At 42.2% G+C, this 18,796-nt stretch carries 22 protein-coding genes and 1 riboswitch; of the genes, 9 read left to right on the forward strand and 13 right to left on the reverse strand.

Annotated elements, in window-relative coordinates:
- Positions 1-21: 21 nt before the first annotated feature.
- Together K7X70_RS09570 and K7X70_RS09575 are read right to left on the reverse strand one after the other, a co-directional pair.
- Positions 22-1,044, reverse strand: a complete 1,023-nt coding sequence (locus tag K7X70_RS09570; RefSeq protein ID WP_222536842.1) for a FecR family protein — start codon at positions 1,042-1,044, stop codon at positions 22-24.
- Between the two features lie 92 nt (positions 1,045-1,136).
- A complete protein-coding gene (locus K7X70_RS09575; protein WP_222536843.1) occupies positions 1,137-1,691 on the reverse strand; it encodes a sigma-70 family RNA polymerase sigma factor in 555 nt (184 codons plus the stop codon).
- Positions 1,692-1,815: 124 nt separating this feature from the next.
- On the opposite strand from K7X70_RS09575, the gene K7X70_RS09580 reads away from it, so the two are divergent.
- Both K7X70_RS09580 and K7X70_RS09585 read left to right on the forward strand, forming a co-directional pair.
- Entirely contained in the window at positions 1,816-3,231 is a 1,416-nt protein-coding gene (locus K7X70_RS09580) for an alanine/glycine:cation symporter family protein (protein WP_222536844.1), read from the forward strand.
- A 45-nt stretch (positions 3,232-3,276) separates the two neighbouring features.
- Positions 3,277-4,452, forward strand: a complete 1,176-nt coding sequence (locus tag K7X70_RS09585) for an adenylate/guanylate cyclase domain-containing protein (RefSeq protein ID WP_222536845.1) — start codon at positions 3,277-3,279, stop codon at positions 4,450-4,452.
- On the opposite strand, the gene K7X70_RS09590 is transcribed toward K7X70_RS09585, so the two are convergent.
- Positions 4,438-5,412: a methylenetetrahydrofolate reductase gene (locus K7X70_RS09590; RefSeq protein WP_222536846.1), complete on the reverse strand. Its 975-nt coding sequence runs from the start codon at positions 5,410-5,412 to the stop codon at positions 4,438-4,440. The genes K7X70_RS09585 and K7X70_RS09590 overlap by 15 nt on opposite strands.
- A 132-nt stretch (positions 5,413-5,544) precedes the next feature.
- The gene (gene metE / locus K7X70_RS09595) at positions 5,545-7,851 is read right to left on the reverse strand and encodes a 5-methyltetrahydropteroyltriglutamate--homocysteine S-methyltransferase (RefSeq protein ID WP_222536847.1); all 2,307 of its coding nucleotides are present in this window, start codon (positions 7,849-7,851) and stop codon (positions 5,545-5,547) included.
- Between the two features lie 146 nt (positions 7,852-7,997).
- Positions 7,998-8,189: riboswitch (cobalamin riboswitch) on the reverse strand.
- 186 nt (positions 8,190-8,375) lie between these two features.
- On the opposite strand from metE, the gene K7X70_RS09600 reads away from it, so the two are divergent.
- Positions 8,376-8,837 (forward strand): Lrp/AsnC family transcriptional regulator, encoded by a 462-nt coding sequence (locus K7X70_RS09600; RefSeq protein ID WP_222536848.1) that lies wholly within the window; start codon positions 8,376-8,378, stop codon positions 8,835-8,837.
- Between the two features lie 83 nt (positions 8,838-8,920).
- Here the strand turns inward: K7X70_RS09600 and K7X70_RS09605 are convergent, their stop codons facing one another.
- The 5 genes from K7X70_RS09605 to K7X70_RS09625 all read right to left on the reverse strand — a co-directional run bounded on the left by K7X70_RS09605 (position 8,921) and on the right by K7X70_RS09625 (position 11,536).
- On the reverse strand, positions 8,921-9,835 hold the full coding sequence (locus K7X70_RS09605; protein WP_222536849.1) for a carbohydrate kinase family protein: 915 nt from the start codon (positions 9,833-9,835) through the stop codon (positions 8,921-8,923).
- Positions 9,836-9,989: 154 nt separating this feature from the next.
- Complete coding sequence (locus K7X70_RS09610; RefSeq protein ID WP_222536850.1) at positions 9,990-10,220, reverse strand: hypothetical protein; 231 nt, start codon at positions 10,218-10,220, stop codon at positions 9,990-9,992.
- Between the two features lie 72 nt (positions 10,221-10,292).
- Complete coding sequence (locus K7X70_RS09615; protein WP_222536851.1) at positions 10,293-10,643, reverse strand: DUF2200 domain-containing protein; 351 nt, start codon at positions 10,641-10,643, stop codon at positions 10,293-10,295.
- A gap of 152 nt (positions 10,644-10,795) precedes the next feature.
- Positions 10,796-11,191 (reverse strand): DUF1801 domain-containing protein, encoded by a 396-nt coding sequence (locus K7X70_RS09620; RefSeq protein WP_222536852.1) that lies wholly within the window; start codon positions 11,189-11,191, stop codon positions 10,796-10,798.
- 54 nt (positions 11,192-11,245) lie between these two features.
- Complete coding sequence (locus tag K7X70_RS09625; protein ID WP_222536853.1) at positions 11,246-11,536, reverse strand: inositol-3-phosphate synthase; 291 nt, start codon at positions 11,534-11,536, stop codon at positions 11,246-11,248.
- A gap of 126 nt (positions 11,537-11,662) precedes the next feature.
- On the opposite strand from K7X70_RS09625, the gene K7X70_RS09630 reads away from it, so the two are divergent.
- Entirely contained in the window at positions 11,663-11,830 is a 168-nt protein-coding gene (locus K7X70_RS09630) for a hypothetical protein (protein ID WP_222536854.1), read from the forward strand.
- Positions 11,831-11,857: 27 nt separating this feature from the next.
- Here K7X70_RS09630 and K7X70_RS09635 read toward each other — a convergent pair whose 3' ends face one another.
- The 4 genes from K7X70_RS09635 to K7X70_RS09650 all read right to left on the reverse strand — a co-directional run bounded on the left by K7X70_RS09635 (position 11,858) and on the right by K7X70_RS09650 (position 15,330).
- Positions 11,858-12,745: a helix-turn-helix domain-containing protein gene (locus K7X70_RS09635; protein WP_222536855.1), complete on the reverse strand. Its 888-nt coding sequence runs from the start codon at positions 12,743-12,745 to the stop codon at positions 11,858-11,860.
- A gap of 8 nt (positions 12,746-12,753) precedes the next feature.
- On the reverse strand, positions 12,754-13,758 hold the full coding sequence (locus K7X70_RS09640; RefSeq protein ID WP_222536856.1) for an aldo/keto reductase: 1,005 nt from the start codon (positions 13,756-13,758) through the stop codon (positions 12,754-12,756).
- Between the two features lie 181 nt (positions 13,759-13,939).
- Positions 13,940-14,251, reverse strand: a complete 312-nt coding sequence (locus K7X70_RS09645; RefSeq protein ID WP_222536857.1) for a hypothetical protein — start codon at positions 14,249-14,251, stop codon at positions 13,940-13,942.
- Positions 14,252-14,487: 236 nt separating this feature from the next.
- Positions 14,488-15,330, reverse strand: a complete 843-nt coding sequence (locus K7X70_RS09650) for an Fpg/Nei family DNA glycosylase (RefSeq protein WP_222536858.1) — start codon at positions 15,328-15,330, stop codon at positions 14,488-14,490.
- A gap of 180 nt (positions 15,331-15,510) precedes the next feature.
- On the opposite strand from K7X70_RS09650, the gene K7X70_RS09655 reads away from it, so the two are divergent.
- Genes K7X70_RS09655 through K7X70_RS09675 form a run of 5 tightly spaced genes read left to right on the forward strand, consistent with a single transcriptional unit; the run spans position 15,511 to position 18,766 of the window.
- Positions 15,511-15,936, forward strand: a complete 426-nt coding sequence (locus K7X70_RS09655; RefSeq protein WP_222536859.1) for a QcrA and Rieske domain-containing protein — start codon at positions 15,511-15,513, stop codon at positions 15,934-15,936.
- Between the two features lie 4 nt (positions 15,937-15,940).
- Complete coding sequence (locus K7X70_RS09660; RefSeq protein ID WP_222536860.1) at positions 15,941-16,363, forward strand: thioredoxin family protein; 423 nt, start codon at positions 15,941-15,943, stop codon at positions 16,361-16,363.
- Between the two features lie 6 nt (positions 16,364-16,369).
- A complete protein-coding gene (locus K7X70_RS09665) occupies positions 16,370-17,305 on the forward strand; it encodes an FAD:protein FMN transferase (RefSeq protein ID WP_255607051.1) in 936 nt (311 codons plus the stop codon).
- Between the two features lies 1 nt (position 17,306).
- Complete coding sequence (locus K7X70_RS09670) at positions 17,307-17,537, forward strand: DUF4266 domain-containing protein (protein ID WP_222536861.1); 231 nt, start codon at positions 17,307-17,309, stop codon at positions 17,535-17,537.
- A gap of 8 nt (positions 17,538-17,545) precedes the next feature.
- A complete protein-coding gene (locus tag K7X70_RS09675) occupies positions 17,546-18,766 on the forward strand; it encodes a DUF3570 domain-containing protein (protein WP_222536862.1) in 1,221 nt (406 codons plus the stop codon).
- Positions 18,767-18,796: the final 30 nt, after the last annotated feature.

Consider the following 18,796-nt stretch of genomic DNA (forward strand, 5'->3'; position numbering starts at 1 on the left):
GGCTATTTTTTTGTACATAGTCTAGTTACATTTACCTCCTTTTATATAGATTGTCTGTTTGTTAATGGTGTAATGGATGTCTAAGGTCATTTGAAGGGTTTGTAAAACTTCCTTGATATTGATATTGCCAAATTTGGCGCTGAGCTTGCAATCTTTAAAGGATCTGTCTGTGACCACCTGAACTCCGTACCGCCGTTCTATAGTGGCAAAAACCTCTTCCATTGGAGTCTGATCGAATGTCATTTTCCCTTCGGTCCAGCCAATTGCGGTACGGGCATCTTCCAGCTGCTTACGATAAAGCAGTCCGGATGTCAGATCAACACCTGCTTTTTGATTGGGCAGCAGCTGAATGGCTGCCGACTGTTTCCCCGCAGAATCCCTGGAAACCGCCACTTTACCCGTCAACACGGTTACTTCAGGACTCGATTTGCCCCATGCAGAGATGTTAAAGCTGGTTCCTAAAACCAGGGTTTGGATGTTTGAACTGTGCACCACAAAAGGATGATTTGGGTCACGCTTCACTTTAAAGTAAGCCTCTCCTACCAGTTTCACCGTTCTCATGGAGGCTTGTCTGAAGTTATTAGGGAAGCTGATGCTGCTTCCTGCATTTAACAAAATCTCCGTACTATCGGGCAGTATGATATTGGTGATTTTTCCGGGCGCCGAAGTTTTGGTAGTCCAGGCCGTTTGAACCACTTCAGTCAGTACCGGTCTATTTTTATTAAATAAGATAAAGATGGACATGGCTGCGACTACAGCAGCTGCTGCGCCCAGCCAGATTTTAAATGTAGGTTTCTTCTGTGCAGGTTTTTCAGTTTCCAGCGCGTTTTGAATTGCTGCAAACCCAGATTTCCAGGCATCCGATTGGGGCTGCACCGCGGTACTTTCCCAAAGCCAGATTGCCTGATCCAGTTCCTGCTGGTGCAGTGGATCTTTACGAAGCCAGTCCTGTAAACGCTCCTCTAAATTTGCCGCCTCTTTCCATTCCCCCCGCTCCTTCGCAGCTAAATATTCGAGTACCAGTTTCCAGATTTCTTGTTCCATTGTGATGCTTTTTATAACTAGAAGACAAGATTTGGAGAAGGATTACGGGCCCAAAAACGTTAAGTATCCATTAAGAAATTGTTAACTGCAATTTATTGGAATTCGGCCCTGTTTTTCAAGACTTTTTCCTGCAAAAACTGAAAGCCTTTAACTAAATGGTCTTCTACAGTCCGAACAGAAATATCCAGCAGGGCTGCAATTTCCTTATAACTGAAACCTTCAATTCTATACATATAAAAGATCAGGCGTCTGCGCTCCGGCATTTGATCAATCAGGTCGTAAAGCATCCGCACTTTGTCTTTATGCTCATAAGTTTGAAAAGGATCGGCTTTCAGGTCTACAATTCCCTGGACTTCTTCTTCCTCAATTTGCTGATAGCTTAATTTTGAAGCTTTATGATAATTGCTGGCGCCATTTTTTACTGCCCGAAACAGATAAGCTTTTTCATTGACCAGCAGGACTTTATTTTTCCAGATCGCGATAAACACATCATTTAAAATCAGCTGTGCATCTTCCACATCTTTGACCAGATACACCGCGTACTTTTTAAGCGTAGGAAACATCCGACGGTAAAGATCCTCAAATGCTTTTCCATCGAAGTCATTGCTCAGGTCCCGATTAAATCCAACAGTAGTGTTTTCGCCCATAGAATATGAAGCGAAATTAGACTAAGCAAATGACGCGGATATTAACAAAGTGTTAAATGAAACAGAGAAAAGTAATCGAAAAGATACCCACATACTTTAAAAAAAACCGTTATTTTACGCCCGAATGGAACAAATCATCAATCAAATAAATGACCTGATCTGGTCAAACGCCCTTATTCTCCTATGTATGGGAGCTGGTATTTATTTTTCAGTAGTTACACGTTTTGTACAGCTCCGCTACCTAAAAGAAATGGTTGCGCTCCTTTTTGGGGGCAGCAGTTCCGATAAAGGCGTGAGTTCTTTCCAGGCTTTTGCCATCGCTATTTCCGGTCGTATAGGAACTGGAAATATTGCCGGAGTGGCCACAGCCATTGCTATGGGAGGTCCTGGTGCTGTATTTTGGATGTGGCTGATTGCTTTTTTAGGCAGTGCATCCGCTTTTATTGAAGCCACCTTAGGTCAGATCTATAAACAAGTAAATAACGGACAATACCGTGGAGGCCCTGCTTTCTATATTGAAAAAGGATTAGGGATAAAATGGTACGCCATTATCTTTGCTGTAGCCACCATATTGAGTACCGCCCTGTTTTTACCAGGAGTCCAAAGTAACAGCATCGCCCTGAGTATCCATAATGCCTTTGATGTACCTGTTGCTTATACTGGTATTGGCGTTGCAGTATTGTTAGGACTGATCATTTTTGGCGGTGTAAAGCGAATTGGGAAAGTAGCGGAAATTGTAGTCCCTTTTATGGCTGGTGCCTATATTTTAATGGCGATCGTGATCATGGCCATGCACATTCAAGAGATTCCCTCAATGATTATGCTGATTGTAAAATCCGCATTTAAGCTTGAACCTGCCTTTGCCGGTGTATTTGGTATGGCTATTGCCTGGGGCGTAAAACGAGGTATTTACTCCAATGAAGCTGGTCAGGGAACTGCACCTCATGCAGCCGCAGCAGCAGAAGTAAGTCACCCGGTAAAACAAGGCCTGGTACAGGCTTTTTCTGTATATGTAGACACCTTGTTTGTTTGTACCGCAACCGCTTTCATGATCCTCTTCACCGGAAAATATAACGTGATCAATCCTGATGGTGGTTTTATCGTAGAAAACTTACCCGGAGCCAAAATTGGCGCTGAGTATACCCAGCATGCGGTAAATGCCCATTTCCCTAGTTTAGGTTCTGGATTTGTCGCGATCTCCCTTTTATTTTTCGCCTTTACCACCATCATGGCCTATTATTACATCGCAGAAACTAACTTAAGTTACCTGGACAAAAAAGGCCGGAAATGGGCTTTATGGACCTTACGTATATTGATTCTTGTGGCTACATTTTATGGATCGATTAAAACTGCTGAAGCAGCCTGGACATTGGGCGATATTGGTGTAGGTGTGATGGCCTGGTTAAATGTTGTGGCCATACTTTTACTGAGAAAACCAGCGATGATCGCTTTTAAAGACTACCAGCAGCAGCGTAAAGCAGGTAAAGATCCGGTATTCAATGCCAAGGAATTGGGCATCAAAAACACGACTGAATGGTAAAAGAGATCCAGATTGTATTATCTTGCGGATGTTTTTATTTACTGGATGAATGCTAAACAAAACTCCAAAAAAGCGTTGAATAAGGTGTCCAAAAAATGGGATTATACCAGTTCTGCGCGAAAATTCACCGCCAGGTTCCCAGTCTTAAGTTATCTGGGCATACAAATTAACTTCTGGATCATTGCCAATGTTTTTCTGTGTGTGCTCCTGCATTTACAGTTACTATCCATCAGTGAAACTTACCAGATCCATAGACCTGGCGGATTGGGCACCACCTTAATCCTGGCGGTACTTTTTGGATTTCTTTATGGGGTGATCCTTGGCTTAACCGATCATTATCTGGATAAGAATCTCAAGGAAAGACAATCAATGGGCAGGATCATTTTGATCAAATCCATCCTGTCCCTCGTACTGATTGTATCGATGCTGGTTTTCACCAAGCGTGTTTTCTTCAATTTATTTGTCGATCCAAGCCTTTATGCGCCCAGCTTTATGGTCAAGGATAAATCATGGGAATACATGTTTTTTATCCTGGTGATCTACTATTTCTTCATGACCTTCATCATCGGTTTCATCAACCAGGTGAACAGAAAATATGGGCCAGGTGTATTGGTTCCCCTATTGCTTGGGAAGTATAAAACGCCAAAGGAAGAGGAACGGATTTTCATGTTCATGGACTTAAAATCCTCCACTGCCATCGCAGAAAAGCTGGGACACTTCAAATACAGCTCATTTATCAGAGATAGTTTTTTAGACATCAACAAGATCCTGTTATCGTTCAATGCAGATGTTTACCAATATGTAGGAGATGAAATTGTCGTCACCTGGAGGCTAGCTGATGGAGAGAGAGACCTCTCCTGCATCCGCTTCTTTTTCGGCTGTGAAAAACAGTTTCAGGACAACGCCAATTATTACCTCACCAACTATGGGATTTTACCGCAGTTTAAAGCAGGTCTCCACCTGGGGAAAGTGACTGCAGTAGAGATTGGCGACATCAAAAGAGACATCGCTTATCACGGCGACACATTAAATACAGCGTCAAGAATTCAAAGCGTCTGTAATGACTACCATAAAAAATTCCTGATTTCAGCACATGCACTGAACTCCTTAGACCAGCATCAACAACTCAAAACAGAAGCTATAGGCGACATTCTGCTCAGAGGAAAATCAGTAAAAGTGGGGATTTTTAGTGTGGAGGGAATCGAATCAAACACGTGCTAATAAATTAACGGATGTACTGGCCGGTTCCATCTTTCTAATTCCCTTTTCATACAACATTTCTGCAATTTCATTGACCATAAAGATCGATGCTTCGATTTCGTCTTTTCGGATTGCTACACTTTCAATATTGAACCCGAAAGGCACACAGCGCTCTGCACAAAATGCGGTCAGCTCAGCGGCAATATCCAGGCAGACCTTCACTGATTTTTCCAGCATATTATCGGCAAGTTTGAGCTCTTCCTTTAGTGAAGCCGGAATATGAATCCCCAGCCATTCCATAAAACACAAGGTTTTAGCAGATCCGCAGGCGGTAAGCGTAAAAATGATAGTGGGTGCATTCTTTTGCTGTTCCAGACAAGTCTTGCAGAGGTCTTCTACAACTTTTTTCGCGTAACTGACATCAAACACACATTGGGAAATAAAGTAGCTCACCCCACAGCTGGCCTTGTCCAGGATCCGTTGGTCTTCGTCCTTTAATACCTCATGCCTTTCAGGAATGGTAACCGCTCCCATAACAGAAGTGTTTTTATATTTATTCCAAATTCCGTAAGCCTGTGGTAAACTGATTTTAACCGGAAAATCAGGTGCGGGTACCCCTACAAAAACCGGATAAAAATCATGCTGATGAAGGTCCTCCAGCCAATCCGACAGCTCTTCTCCAGAAAATTTCCCCGCAGGGCGGTAGATAATCTTAGGAAGATCGAGTTGTTGAAGATATCCTGCCGCAAAATCAAAAGGATCATGGGCTTTCAAAAAAGGGAATGGCCTTTCTTCGCAGGTACGCGCAGATTCATCCTGAACATCATACACAATTAAGGCATCAATATCTAAGGGGATTAATCTGGCCATCGTCTTTTCCGCAATTTCGGCAATTCGTTCCTTCGTAGTTTCTGATTTTGGAGGAGTGATCCCGTAGGTTAAAATTCCGGAAGCGCCGGATTTGATTTTATTTAAGAACATTAATTATGATTATTATGTATACAATTGGTTTTCCTACCTCATTCGTTAATAGCTGCTTTCCTTAGTCCAGCTTCCTCTCCCGGATGGAATAGCTGAAAAACTACGGGCTGATGACACCCGTAGTTTGAGGAATTAAAGTATGCTTTCTACACTGATCTGCACTCTCGCTTGTTTAGCGGCGGCGACCATATTGACCAATGCAGCTTTAGTTTCCGGCCATTTACGTGTTTTAAGTCCGCAGTCCGGGTTTACCCAAAGGTTACGCGCTGGCAGCAAATCTGCTGCTTTTGCCAACAGGGAAGCCATTTCTTCGGTACTTGGTACACGTGGGGAATGGATATCATATACGCCTGGACCAATCTCATTTGGGTATTCAAAGTTGGCAAAGGCTGCCAATAATTCCATTTGTGAACGCGAAGTCTCAATCGTGATCACGTCTGCATCCATTGCCGCAATGTGCTCAATGATGTGGTTGAACTCGCTATAGCACATGTGCGTATGGATTTGTGTTTTATCCTGTACCCCACTTGCAGTGATGCGGAAAGCTTTCACCGCCCAATCCAGGTAATGTGGGTGTTTGGCTTTTCTTAATGGTAATCCTTCACGGATGGCCGCTTCATCGATTTGAACGATGCCAATGCCTGCTTTTTCCAGCGCGACCACTTCATCACGGATGGCAAAAGCAATCTGGTTGGTCGTCACATCTCTAGGCTGATCGTCGCGGACGAAGGACCATTGCAAAATGGTGACCGGGCCAGTCAGCATTCCTTTCATTGGTTTATCGGTTTGCGCCGCAGCAAATTCGCTCCAGCGTACCGTCATGTTTCTTGGGCGGCTTACATCACCATAAATTACAGGCGGTTTTACACAGCGACTGCCATAACTCTGCACCCAGCCATTTTTAGTAAACAGGAAACCATCCAGCTGCTCGCCGAAATATTCCACCATATCATTTCGCTCAAATTCGCCATGTACCAGCACATCCAGGCCAATTTCTTCCTGCCAGCGGATGCTCTCTACAGTGGCTTGTTCAATTGCGGTTTCATACTGTTCAAGTGTTAAATCATCCTTTTTAAACCTTGCCCGCAATTGTCTGATGTCGTCCGTCTGCGGAAAGGAACCAATGGTAGTTGTAGGGAAGGAAGGCAATTGGAAACGTTCATGGTGCAATTTCTGGCGTACAGGGAAAGCACTTAAACGTGTGGCATCAGCTTCAGTGATTCCAGCAACGCGGTCTTTAACCGCTTGCTTGTGCACTTTTTTCGAAGATCTCCTGCTTTCAATCGCTGCCTGATTAGCGCTTAACAAAGCTTCATTTCCTTCGGCAATCTGTTTTAATTCTGCTACTTCAGTTAATTTTTGTTTGGCAAAAGCCATCCAGTTCTTGATTTCAGGATCGATAGCGGTTTCCAGGTCCAGGTCAATCGGACTGTGCAATAAGGAGCAGGAAGGTGCAATAATTACCCTATCTGCGCCCAGCTTATCAAGGGCTTTCTGGATCAGGGCCAATGATTTTTTGTAATCATTTTTCCATACGTTACGGCCATCTACCACACCCAGGGAAAGCTGAAGTCCATCAGGAATCAAGGCCAGTACTTCATCCAGCTGTTCTGCTGCACGTACCAGATCAATGTGCAGCGCAGCAACAGGAAGGTTTACTGCCAGATGTGTATTGTCCAGCAAGGCATCAAAATAAGTAGCCACCAGAATTTTAACCCCGCTTACCCGGTTAGAAATCGCACGGTAAGCGTAATCAAAGGCCTCTTTCTCTTTTTTCGAAAGGTCGAGTACCAGGCAAGGCTCATCCAGCTGGATCCATTTCGCGCCTTGCTGTCTCAGGCGATTGATGATGTCGACATATACCGGTACTAATTTTTTAATCAGGTCGATGCGTTCAAATCCCTGCTCTTTTTCTTTACCCTGTAAAAGGTAACTTACCGGGCCTAAAAGTACAGGTTTCGCTTTTTCGCCAAGCTGCAGTTTTGCCGTATTGTATTCACTAAAAATATTCTCATTAAAAATTCTGAACTCCTGGTTGGCGGTAAATTCAGGTACGATATAGTGGTAATTGGTATCCAGCCATTTGGTCATTTCCATGGCAGTAATGTCTAGTCCATCTTTTTGATAACCACGTGCCATCGCAAAGTAAAGGTCAATTTCGTGGTTTGATTTCACTTGCGAAAGTACCGGTGAGTAGCGCTGAGGGATCACGCCCAACAGGAAACTGGTGTCCAATACCTGATCATAAAAGCTAAAATCATTGCAAGGGATCAGGTCGATTCCCGCATCCAGTTGGGTCTGCCAGTTTTCTTCCTTAATCTTGCGGGCTACCGCATTCAGTTCATCTTTACCTATTTTTCCTGCCCAATATTGTTCGCAGGCTTTTTTTAGTTGTCTTTGGTTACCAATTCGCGGGTAGCCGAGGTTTTGTGTTAACATTTCTTAAAAAGATTTAATTAGAAAAACTATTAAATTGCTTTTGCCAGACTTCAACATGCTTCACAAAAAAAGGCATACTGTATACTCCAGATGGCTGATTTCCCATCTGAAAGAATCATCAGACCCTTTAATTAATTCGCGAAAGCATTGTCTTTCCAGAATGGGCAGGTCTCCTGACTTATAACATTTCTGCCGTCCTTCCCATCTCTTTAGAAAACAGTGGACCTAATTTGGCAGAAACTTTGGAGGTTATTTACAGTTGCGCGACAGTCCGTGATTTTCACACGGTTCCCTTTTAATTCCGATTTTCATCGAAAACCTTTTCTGGTAGATAAAGTATAGAAAAGAACTATTGTTTAAGATCCAGCCCCATACCGGGACTAAATTCTAAACAAATGTACTTATGCAGACTATATGCCTTCATAATTATTATTAAATAAGCATAATCAGCTTTTTTATATAAAATTTAAAGCATAATACACTTTTAAGTTCCTATTTTTACCGGCATAAAAGAAAAATATGCTATGGAAGAATTGGATGAAACGGATTTACTGCTGTTAAAGATATTAGGTGAGAACTCAAACTATACTGTAAAAGAGCTTGCCGCTAAGGTAAACCTCTCTACCTCCCCTGTTTTTGAGCGTATAAAAAGGCTGGAAAGTACAGGATATATCAAAAAATACATTGCGGTACTTGATGCGGAGAAATTCAACCAGGGCTTTATTGTTTTTTGTAATATTAAACTCAAGCAGCACGACAGAAAGATAGGCCACCGCTTTGTAGAGGATATTTTGAAGATTGATGAAGTGGTAGAGTGTTACAATATTTCCGGGGATTTTGACTTCATATTAAAAGTCTATGCGAGGGATATGAAACACTACCAGGATTTTGTTTTTAACAAATTGGGATCGGTTAAAAGTATAGGCAGTACGCATAGTACTTTTGCCATGGCAGAGATTAAGAACTCTTATAATATTAATTTTTAATCGTGCAGCCCGGTATGAAAACCGGGCTGCATCATTTATGTTTACTCTACTCCAGCAATAGCCTGTTAAAACGTGGTTGCTGATTAATTCTTCGCATCATGATGATCTCTGAAAAGCAAGAAATCTTCCAATGTATACTCAGGGCAAGCGCCCTCACTTGCGGTAATAAAACCGCCTAATGAAACTGCCTGCTGCATGATCTGTTGCGCATCAGCACCCTTTTCAAATCTTTTAGATAGAAATCCAGCCAGAAAGGAATCGCCGCTGCCTACGGTATCTTTGACCTCAATTGCGATCGCCGGACATAAGTAGACATCATCTGCATTGGCATAAAGCGCACCTTTACTCCCTTTAGAAATGATGATCTCCCGCAAGTCAAAGGTATCCTGCAAATACCTGACTGCCTCATTTTCCGTGCTGTAGTTTTTACCAAGAAAATCTAACATCATGCGCAGTTCTGCTTTATTGAACTTGGCCAATTGTGTTTTGTGCAGCAAGTCTTTGATCACATTTACATCGTAATGAGGTGGTCGGAGGTTAATGTCAAATACATTATAAGTGCTGGCTTCCATTAATTCAAACAGGGTATTCCTCGACTTTTCATTTCTAGTCACCAGACTTCCAAAAACCAGGGCATCGGTCGTGCTTAACATCTGCTGATCTTCCGGGCGTACTTTGATGAAATCCCAGGTCACGTTTTCAACAATCTCATAATGTGCATCATTGTTTGCGTCCAAAGAAGCGATCACCGTACTGGTTGGATGGTCAGGATCAACCTGAATCCCCGCAGTTGAAATGTTCCAGTTTTTAATTTTAGTCAATAACTCTTCGCCAAGTGCATCCTGCCCAACACTACTGATCATGTTGACTTCAACGCCCATTTTGAAAAGGTGATACGCCACGTTAAATGGCGCTCCTCCTGCCCTTCGCTGACCTCCGGGAAAAACATCCCATAGGACTTCTCCAAAACAAGCTATTTTTATTTTCTTTATTTCCATTTGATTAAAGATTTAATTGATAAGGTCTTTAGCCGGGAAACACAAAAGTTCTCCTATGATCGAGCATTTGCTGGATACGGACGAAAAAGAATTGCCCATATCATGGGCGCCGACAAAGACAGCGAAGCCCCAGGAAGATGGCCTGGCGTTTTTTTTATAACCGATAACGAAGTTTGATGTTTCTTCCTATCGCTTTAAGTAGTCCCGGATGATTGTTTACAGTTGCATCAGCCACATCCCAATCTCCTTTTGGATTGCAAACCAATTCGTATTCCGTATCATTCAGGTTAATCTGGATTGCATTAGTTTCTTTCGTTATTCCCTTCGTTAAAACAACGTAGGTATAGTCTCTTTCATCAAAAGTGATGCGCATTGGTAAATTCATAGTGCAATTATAGCGTAAGAAATGCGCTTTTATTGTGTTTCCGATGATTTACCTGAATATATTTCCTTTATTTTATTTCCGCAGAATCTTTTCCATGGCTTTTCCCTTTGCCAATTCATCCACCAGCTTATCCAGATAACGGATCTTTTGCATTAGCTTGTCTTCAATTTCTTCTACACGATAACCGCAGATGACACCTGTGATCTTTGAAACATTAGGGTTTAATTGTGGTGCCTGGGCAAAAAAGGTTTCAAAGTCTGTTTTATTGTCGATGATTTGCTGGAGGCTTTGGGGATCGTAGCCTGTCAGCCAAAATATGACCTGATCTAATTCTTCCTTTGTGCGTCCTTTCTTCTCCACTTTTTGAATGTAATGAGGATAGACACTCGCAAAAGACATTTTAAATACCCTTGTATTGTTCATTCTGACTGGTTCTATTAATGATTACTGAATTTGATGATTTTTAATTTGAGGATGGTTGAATATAATGGTTTTCGAATATGATAGTTTTGAATTAATGGCTGTTGAATTTGATGAGGCGACAGCAGTAATTTAAAGCGGGGGCTGACATTGATTTAATGAGGTAAACGCAGTAAAACACCTTTTCTTTTGATGATGTTTTTATAGTCCCATTGTATGGTTTTAGATTTTTCAAGCCAGCGTCCCAGGTCAGCTGTGTTGATCTGTTCCGGAGCAGTATAGGTAATTGAAGCGTCTTTAAATTTTCCGCTGCCTATTTTCAGCTGTGCTTCCTCAAAATCAGCGCCGCTCCAGAACATCAAGCGGATACCCGCTTTCAGTTTGCTATAGCCAGCAATTGGGTTGCCATCTATAAACCAAACCGGGTGTGCATGCCAGATTTTACTTTCTTCTTCCGGTAGTCTGCGGTTGATTTCCGCTGATAAAACCTCACAGATTTCCCGTTCTGCGGCCGATTGCGAATCGTTATAAGCTTGTATGTCTTTATTCATGACCGTAATTTTGATGCTGATCTTCCTGTTTATTGAAATTGCTGCTTTACCTAGCTATTGACCATATTCCTTGACCAGCATTTCCCATTCCTTCTCTAATGACACCTCTGGTCTTTTCTTCCCTGCCCTTTTATACCAATAATCTGCATTCCAAATATCGCCTTCTTTGCGGTGCAGATAGGCATGAATATGGGCAGACCGAGGATCTGTTAAATGGTCAATTAAATCGTGAGCAGTTTTCCAATCTCCTGTTCCATCATACCAAAGCGCCTTCAAATACGAGGGTAAATTATCAGGTAAATGCTGATCAATTACCGACTGTTTGAAATTTATTATATCCATCATATCTCAAATATAAGGACAAACCTATCTTAAATATAAGAACAAAGCGTTAAAATTTATAGTACATAAAGGAGCTCCAAGCCCATATATTTATGCTATTTATTTACAGCAATAATCATTAGTCTGCCTTTGAAGGGCGACTTTTTAATAGACGATACTTATACGTTTGAAGTCGGTGGGAAAGGCAAAACCAATAAACAGATTGAAGGTGTTCATCAAGGATATATAGCAATGGATAATCTGGAAAGTGGTATTAATAATAAAATCCCATTGTGGTTGTTTGGCTTTCTGTACTAACAGAAAAATGCTTTATACACCTGTTCATCAAACAAATGCCTGACGAAATTCAAGCGGCGATAAATTCGTCTTCTTTTTGAAAAGTGTACTAAAGGATTGCGCATGCTCAAAGCCCAAAGCATAGGCGATCTCGCTGACCGAAAGACTGGTTGTGGAAAGCTTTTCTTTGGCCTTCGCGATCAGTTTTTCATGAATATGCTGCTGCGTGTTCTGCCCGGTATGCACCCGAAGTAAATCAGTTAGGTAGTTCGGCGACAGGTTCATCTGTTCAGCAATATATTGTACCGTAAGCAACCCCTGCACCTCACTTTTAAAGTAGTCATCAATCAACTGCTCGAACCTGATCAGCAACGCTGAATTATTATTCTTACGGGTCAGAAACTGTCTTTCATAAAAACGGTTGGAGTATTTTAGCAGGCTCTCGATTTGCGTCAGAATGATTTCCTGGGTATGCTTATCGATATGCTGGCACTCCTTATCAATTTTATGGAGGATAGCGATCAGGTCATCTTCTTCCTCCGCCGACAAATGCAGCGCTTCGTTCACCGCATAATCGAAAAAGCCGTAATGATGAATGCTGTTCGCTAAAGCATGCTGCAACAGAAAGTCCGGGTGAAAGATTAGGAGATAACCGGACCCGCACTCCATATTATGCAGGTCCAGTTGCTGCACCTGGTTAGGCGCAGTAAAACTCAATACTCCTTTATCGTAATCATAATGCTGCTGCCCGTACCTGATCTTGCCTTTGGCCTCGCGTTTGAGCGCCACGCAATAAAAGCGGTTAACGAAACCTTTCCAGATCTCGTCTTCCAAAAAAACACTTTCTGCCAGATTAATCACACTCACCAGCGGATGGCGAGGTTCAGTTAAGGATAGCAAACGGTGAAATTCCGATACAGAGTGAATGGCGTTCATAAACAAAATTAATCAATTAAACCCATACTAAACTCATCATAGGGTGCCCCGGTATCCGTACCTAAAGGCACAATACTTTCCAGCTGTATTAAATCCTCGGGACTGAATACAATAGCTGCTGCCGCAATGTTTTGCTCGAGGTACTTCCGGCGTTTCGTTCCTGGGATCGGGAGGATGCCTTTGCTCATGATCCAGGCCAAAGCCAGCTGTGAAGAACTGACCTGCCTGGCTTCAGCCATCACTTCAATCGCTTTTACCAGTTCAATATTCTTCTCGAACTGTACGCCCTGAAAACGCGGGATTGCTCTGCGAAAATCATTTTCAGGCAGATCATCAATACTTTTGATTTGTCCAGATAAGAATCCACGGCCCAGCGGTGAGTAAGCTACAAAACCAATACCGAGTTCCTTTAATGTTGCCAAAACCCCACGTTCTTCCACCCCACGCTCGAATAAAGAGTACTCGCTTTGTACGGCAGTGATTGGATGTACAGCATGTGCCCGCTTAACCGTTTCAGACGAAACTTCCGACAAACCGATATACCCCACTTTACCTTCCTGAACCAGCTCAGCCATCGCCTCAACTGTTTCCTCGATCGGCGTATTTTTATCCAGGCGGTGCAGGTAATACAGATCGATATAATCCGTATTCAGATTTTTGAGTGAACGCTCCAAAGATTTCTTTACGTAATCTTTCTTACCATTGATGGCCCAGGTTACGTTATCTTGATCATCGATCTCCCAGCCAAACTTACTCGCCAAAATATACTGATCACGTTTACCACGGATCGCTTTAGCGATCAACTGCTCATTCTTAAATGGGCCATACAGATCGGCAGTATCTAAAAAATTACCCCCTAACTCCAGCGAACGCTGAATCGTTGCGATGGCTTCCTGCTCATCAGCAGGACCATACATGTGGGCCTCTTCAAAACCTGTCATGCCCATACAACCCAGGCCGATCACTGGCACAACCAAACCCTGGTTGCCCAATGCTATTTGTTTTATTTCCATGATCCAAAGGTCGGTGAGACAAATCCTGCGAATGTATGCAAAGCCCTGAAGCTTGTAAGCAAATCAAGGAAAAAAGGAAGAAAGGCATCAATAAAAAAAGAGGCTGATCATCATTACTTATGATACAGCCTCCTGATTGGCTTTACAGCCTTTATTTTAGACAACTAGGGATTCAATAAGACTATTGAACTACTTTACCATCTTCTGCGATTTTGATAGAAGCCGCTTCTGCTTCTTTCTTCACATCGATTTGGTAATATTTAGTTTTGTCTGCATTTGTTACCAGGAAAGCGGCTACTGGAGTCCATGCTTTAACTGGTTCACTTTGCAAAGTAGTTTTTACTGCTTCTGGAAGATCTTTCAATTCAACCGGAACTTTAGTAGTACTATCTTGTTTCACTGTAATAGCTACTGGATTTTTTACTTCTGATGCGTTTACTGCTGTGATGGATGCGAATGCTAAAAATGCTGCTGATAAAATGATCTTTTTCATAACTTATATATTACTGTTAAATATTCTTGTGAATTATGTTTAGAGATGGTTCATAATGGTGCCAGGAATGATCATTTCTGGCACCCAACTGAAAAAGAGGTAGTTATGAAATATTCGGTAATTTTACCTGTAGAGATGTGCCACACTTTGTGGTTTAAGGAAGCAACCTTTAGCTATTTTCTAAAATTATCTTTGCCTGCGTTCTGCAAGGCTGAGCTTAGATTGAAATCAACATTTTACACATACAGTATTTGCTCCTCGGTATAATATGTTGTGATATTATGAGCTGATTTCATTTGAATGACCTTCCCAGTTGGGCTATACTTTTTCCTGGCATGATGAATCATCAATACATCAGGGGCTTTCTGTCGATCGTTCAACAAATCCAGTTTCCTTGCTTGCTTGATGGCATCCTGTAAAACATATCTAATTGTTTTATGCAGAACTTTGACTTCAGCCTTTGGAATTCTACTTACGATTGAAAAAGGGGAAATATTTGCAAACCAAAGAATTTCATCCGCATAAGCCGGGTCAATTCCCCTGATTACACGCTGGTCTATCAACAGGGATTTGATCTCCTGTTCTGTCTCAGCAAACAAGTTCATAAGGTAGTCAATAGACATTTCTTTAGATAAAACGTCAGGAATCGCCAAAGGCTCTGGATTCAGGTTAAATCGGCTCAACTTCTGAGAATCTTTAACACTAAGAATTTGTCCCCCACTAAAATTAAGCGCTAATAAACCAGCAGTACCCTCCTGATTTTGTAGGATCATCTGAAATTCAGCCGAAGCGGATAAATTGATTTCCAAAACCGCATAATTCTTAAATTGAAACCACAAAGAAAAACCTTCACGCCAGACTTTCTTCAGTTCATGACCAACCAGATATTCGTTTAAAGTCCCAATAGCAACATTAATGCATTTATCCTGCTTCATATCCAGCTTTTGCAGCACTCTATTTCTATATCTTTTATCGAAGATATCGGCACAAATCTCTAAATAAGGTAGCTTGAACATAATTGAACCAGAACTTGATGAGGTAGGGCTTAAAGGTACGCTGTCTTCGGACGTTCTTTTCAAGCTTTATGTAATTCAGCATTGATCTAAATCAATGAAAGCCATTAAATTGGTTGGAAAGAATCCCTAAATAAACAGACGATTTGAATAAATTAACATTATTTAACATAACCTAAGCTCGATCTTCATAATTTCTTCAGAATTGCCCTGGATATTAGCTTGATCATTTAAAGAGATCAGCACATGGATAGGAAAGATTTTTTAGCCAGCATAGGATTATCAGCAGCAACATTTGCATTGATCAATTGTGCAGGATGTGCAAAAAGTTCCAATGCACCTTCGGGCGACACTTCAGGCCCTACAGGCATTAACTTTACTTTAGACCTGAACTTACCCGAAAATGCAGTGCTCAGTAATAATGGTGGGTATTTGGTTGCTAATGGAGTCATTGTGGCACGTACTACATCAGGCTCATTTGTAGCTGTTCAGCGATCCTGTACCCATGAAAGTTATGGGTTAATCTATCAGCCCGGTGCCTCCAGATTTTATTGTGCCAACCATGGTTCTACTTTTTCAGAGAGTGGAACCGTTACTAATGGCCCTGCTTCCAGGGCATTAATGACTTATCATACCCAACTTACAGGAACTTCACTCAGAATTTACAGCTAACACGATGAAACTATTATTAATTTTTTTCTTAGGATTTATTCCCAGCACTTTAATCTGGAATGAAAACTTCAATGAGGCACAGCAACAGGCTAAAGACAGCCATAAGCAGCTCTTAATTAATTTTTCAGGATCTGACTGGTGTGGGCCATGCATCCGTTTAAGAAAAGAAATCCTGGAATCTGAAGTTTTTGAAGCCTATGCCAAAGCGGAGCTGATATTGGTAAGAGCGGATTTCCCCAGACAAAAGAAAAACCAGTTACCTGCTGCACAAATCAAGAGGAATGAATCTTTGGCTGAGCAATATAACCCTGATGGAAAATTCCCTTACACCCTATTGCTGGATGAAAACGGAAAAGTACTCAAAACATGGGATGGCTATCCAAATGAATCCGCCGAGAAATTTGTATCGGAGATTAAAAACAGGTAAGGCTTTATGAAAACCATGGGAGCCTATAGGCGCGTGTTAAAACTGATGGGAAACCGTTTTGAATTCACCGTCATCGCTGACGAGGAGGATTCAGGGCAAAAAGCCATTGATGCTGCCATAGCAGAGGTGAGCCGGATCGAGGCCTTATTCAGCACCTTTAAAGAAAGCAGCCAGACTAGTCTGATCAATCAATATGCAGGAATCAAACCAGTAAAGGTTGATCCGGAAATGATTCAGCTGATTCAGCGTGCGTTAAAAATATCAGAAATTACCCAAGGTGCATTTGACATCACCTATGGCGCTATTGATAAAAGCCTATGGAACTTTGATACCAATATGACTTCCCTGCCTGATGCCGAAACTGCAGCCCGGTCGGTGAGCTTAATTGACTACCGGAATGTGATTGTGGATGCCTCACATGCTACTGTGATGTTAAAACACGAAGGCATGCGCATTGGATTTGGTGGCATAGGAAAAGGCTATGCGGCAGACCGGGCCAAACAGGTACTACAAAATCTTGGAATCAAAAGTGGTATTGTTAATGCTGCGGGCGACCTTGTGACCTGGGGCAGCCAGCCGGATGATAAAAACTGGACGATTGGCATAGCTGATCCGGATCAAAGGGACCGTCCTTTCTCTGCCCTTAACATCAGCAATATGGCCATTGCTACTTCCGGTAATTACGAAAAATACGCCACCATTAATGGCAAAAGGTATTCGCATACTATAGATCCAAAAACTGGCTTGCCGGTTAGTGGAATTAAAAGTGTCAGTATCCTTTGTCCGAGCGCTGAACTGGCGGATGCACTCGCTACTCCTGTCATCGTGATGGGGGTTGAAGTTGGGCTTGATCTGATCAACCAGTTACAACAAGTAGCCTGTATCATCATTGACGACCAGGACAGGTTATTTACTTCTAAGAATATTAATGTAAAACACTGATATGAAAACGTCCTTTGACCGAACAGTACTACTGGGTGTAAGCTTTTTCGCCCTGAGCCTGCTGAGCGCCTGCGCTACAGTAAAACCTTATCAAAAAAGCAAGCTGAACGATTCCGAAATGGCATTGTCCTCCCGAAAGGTTCAGAAATTTGAGCAAAGCTTCCAGCTGTACCGGGAAGGCGGATCTGGTGCCAATGGTGGCAAAAGTGGTGGTGGCTGTGGTTGTAATTAACTGAAATCATGAGAAAAATCTATCTGCATGTACTCATGCTGTTCGCTGGCGTCCTGGGCGCGCAAGGGCAAATTAAGATTAAACCTACACCTTCAGACACGACCAGTTACCAAAGTCGCAAGCTAAAGATCGATGAAATCAATCTGGTATCTGCTTACTATCATCAGAATGGCAATAATTCTGCCGTAACCGGAGGAATTGGAACAGAGAAACTCAGCGACTTTGCAAACACAATTGACCTGCAATTGTCTAAGCTGAACAAGGCAGGAAATAAAAACACTTTTCTGTTTGAGCTGGGTGTAGACCATTATACTTCTGCATCATCTGATAAAATAGACCCGAGTACCATCTCCTCGGCTTCTATGGCAGACACGCGCGTCTACCCTTCTTTAAACTGGACACATAGTAATGAAAAAACAGGAAATGCATTCGGTTTTACAGGATCTTATTCCACAGAATATGATTACCAGTCTTTAGGTGCAGGGTTTAACCTTACCCGTTTATCGAAAGATAAAAACACGCAGTTTGATTTCAAACTGCAGGCATTTTTAGATACCTGGAAGGTGATTCTCCCGATTGAATTGAGATCCAATGCCAGTCTCGGCAACGGTCATGAGTCGAGAAGCGAAGGCTCTAGTCCGCGGAATTCCTTCAGTGCATCCTTCTCCCTTTCGCAGGTCATTAATCAGAAGCTGCAGGCCATGATCATTGTTGAGCCCGCCTACCAAAAAGGGCTATTGGCGACCAAATATCAGCGTGTTTATTTTACCGATGGCTCTTTAAGGGCAGAAAATTTACCTGACCAACGTTACAAACTGCCTATTGCAGCAAGAGTAAACTATTTTGCAACCGATCAGGTCATCATCCGCGCATATTACCGCTATTTCATGGACAACTGGGGCATCAGGGCACATACTGCAGAAATTGAAGTGCCGGTAAAACTGACCTCTTTCATTTCTTTAAGCCCATTTTACCGATACAATCACCAAACTGGAACAAAATATTTTGCTCCTTATGGGCAGCATGATCCATCAGCTCAATATTTCAGCAGCGATTATGACCTCTCTACCTTAAACAGCGATTTCTATGGTGCTGGCATCAGACTCGCACCACCACATGGCGTTTTTGGCTGGCAGCATTTAAACATGCTGGAACTGAGGTACGGACATTACAGCAGATCTACCGGATTGGTTTCTGACATTATTAGTTTAAATTTAAAAGTAAAATAAAAACCATAGCATCTGGAACATCAATTCCAG

This window comes from Pedobacter polysacchareus, assembly GCF_019802255.1.
Classification (GTDB): Bacteria; Bacteroidota; Bacteroidia; order Sphingobacteriales; family Sphingobacteriaceae; genus Pedobacter; species Pedobacter polysacchareus.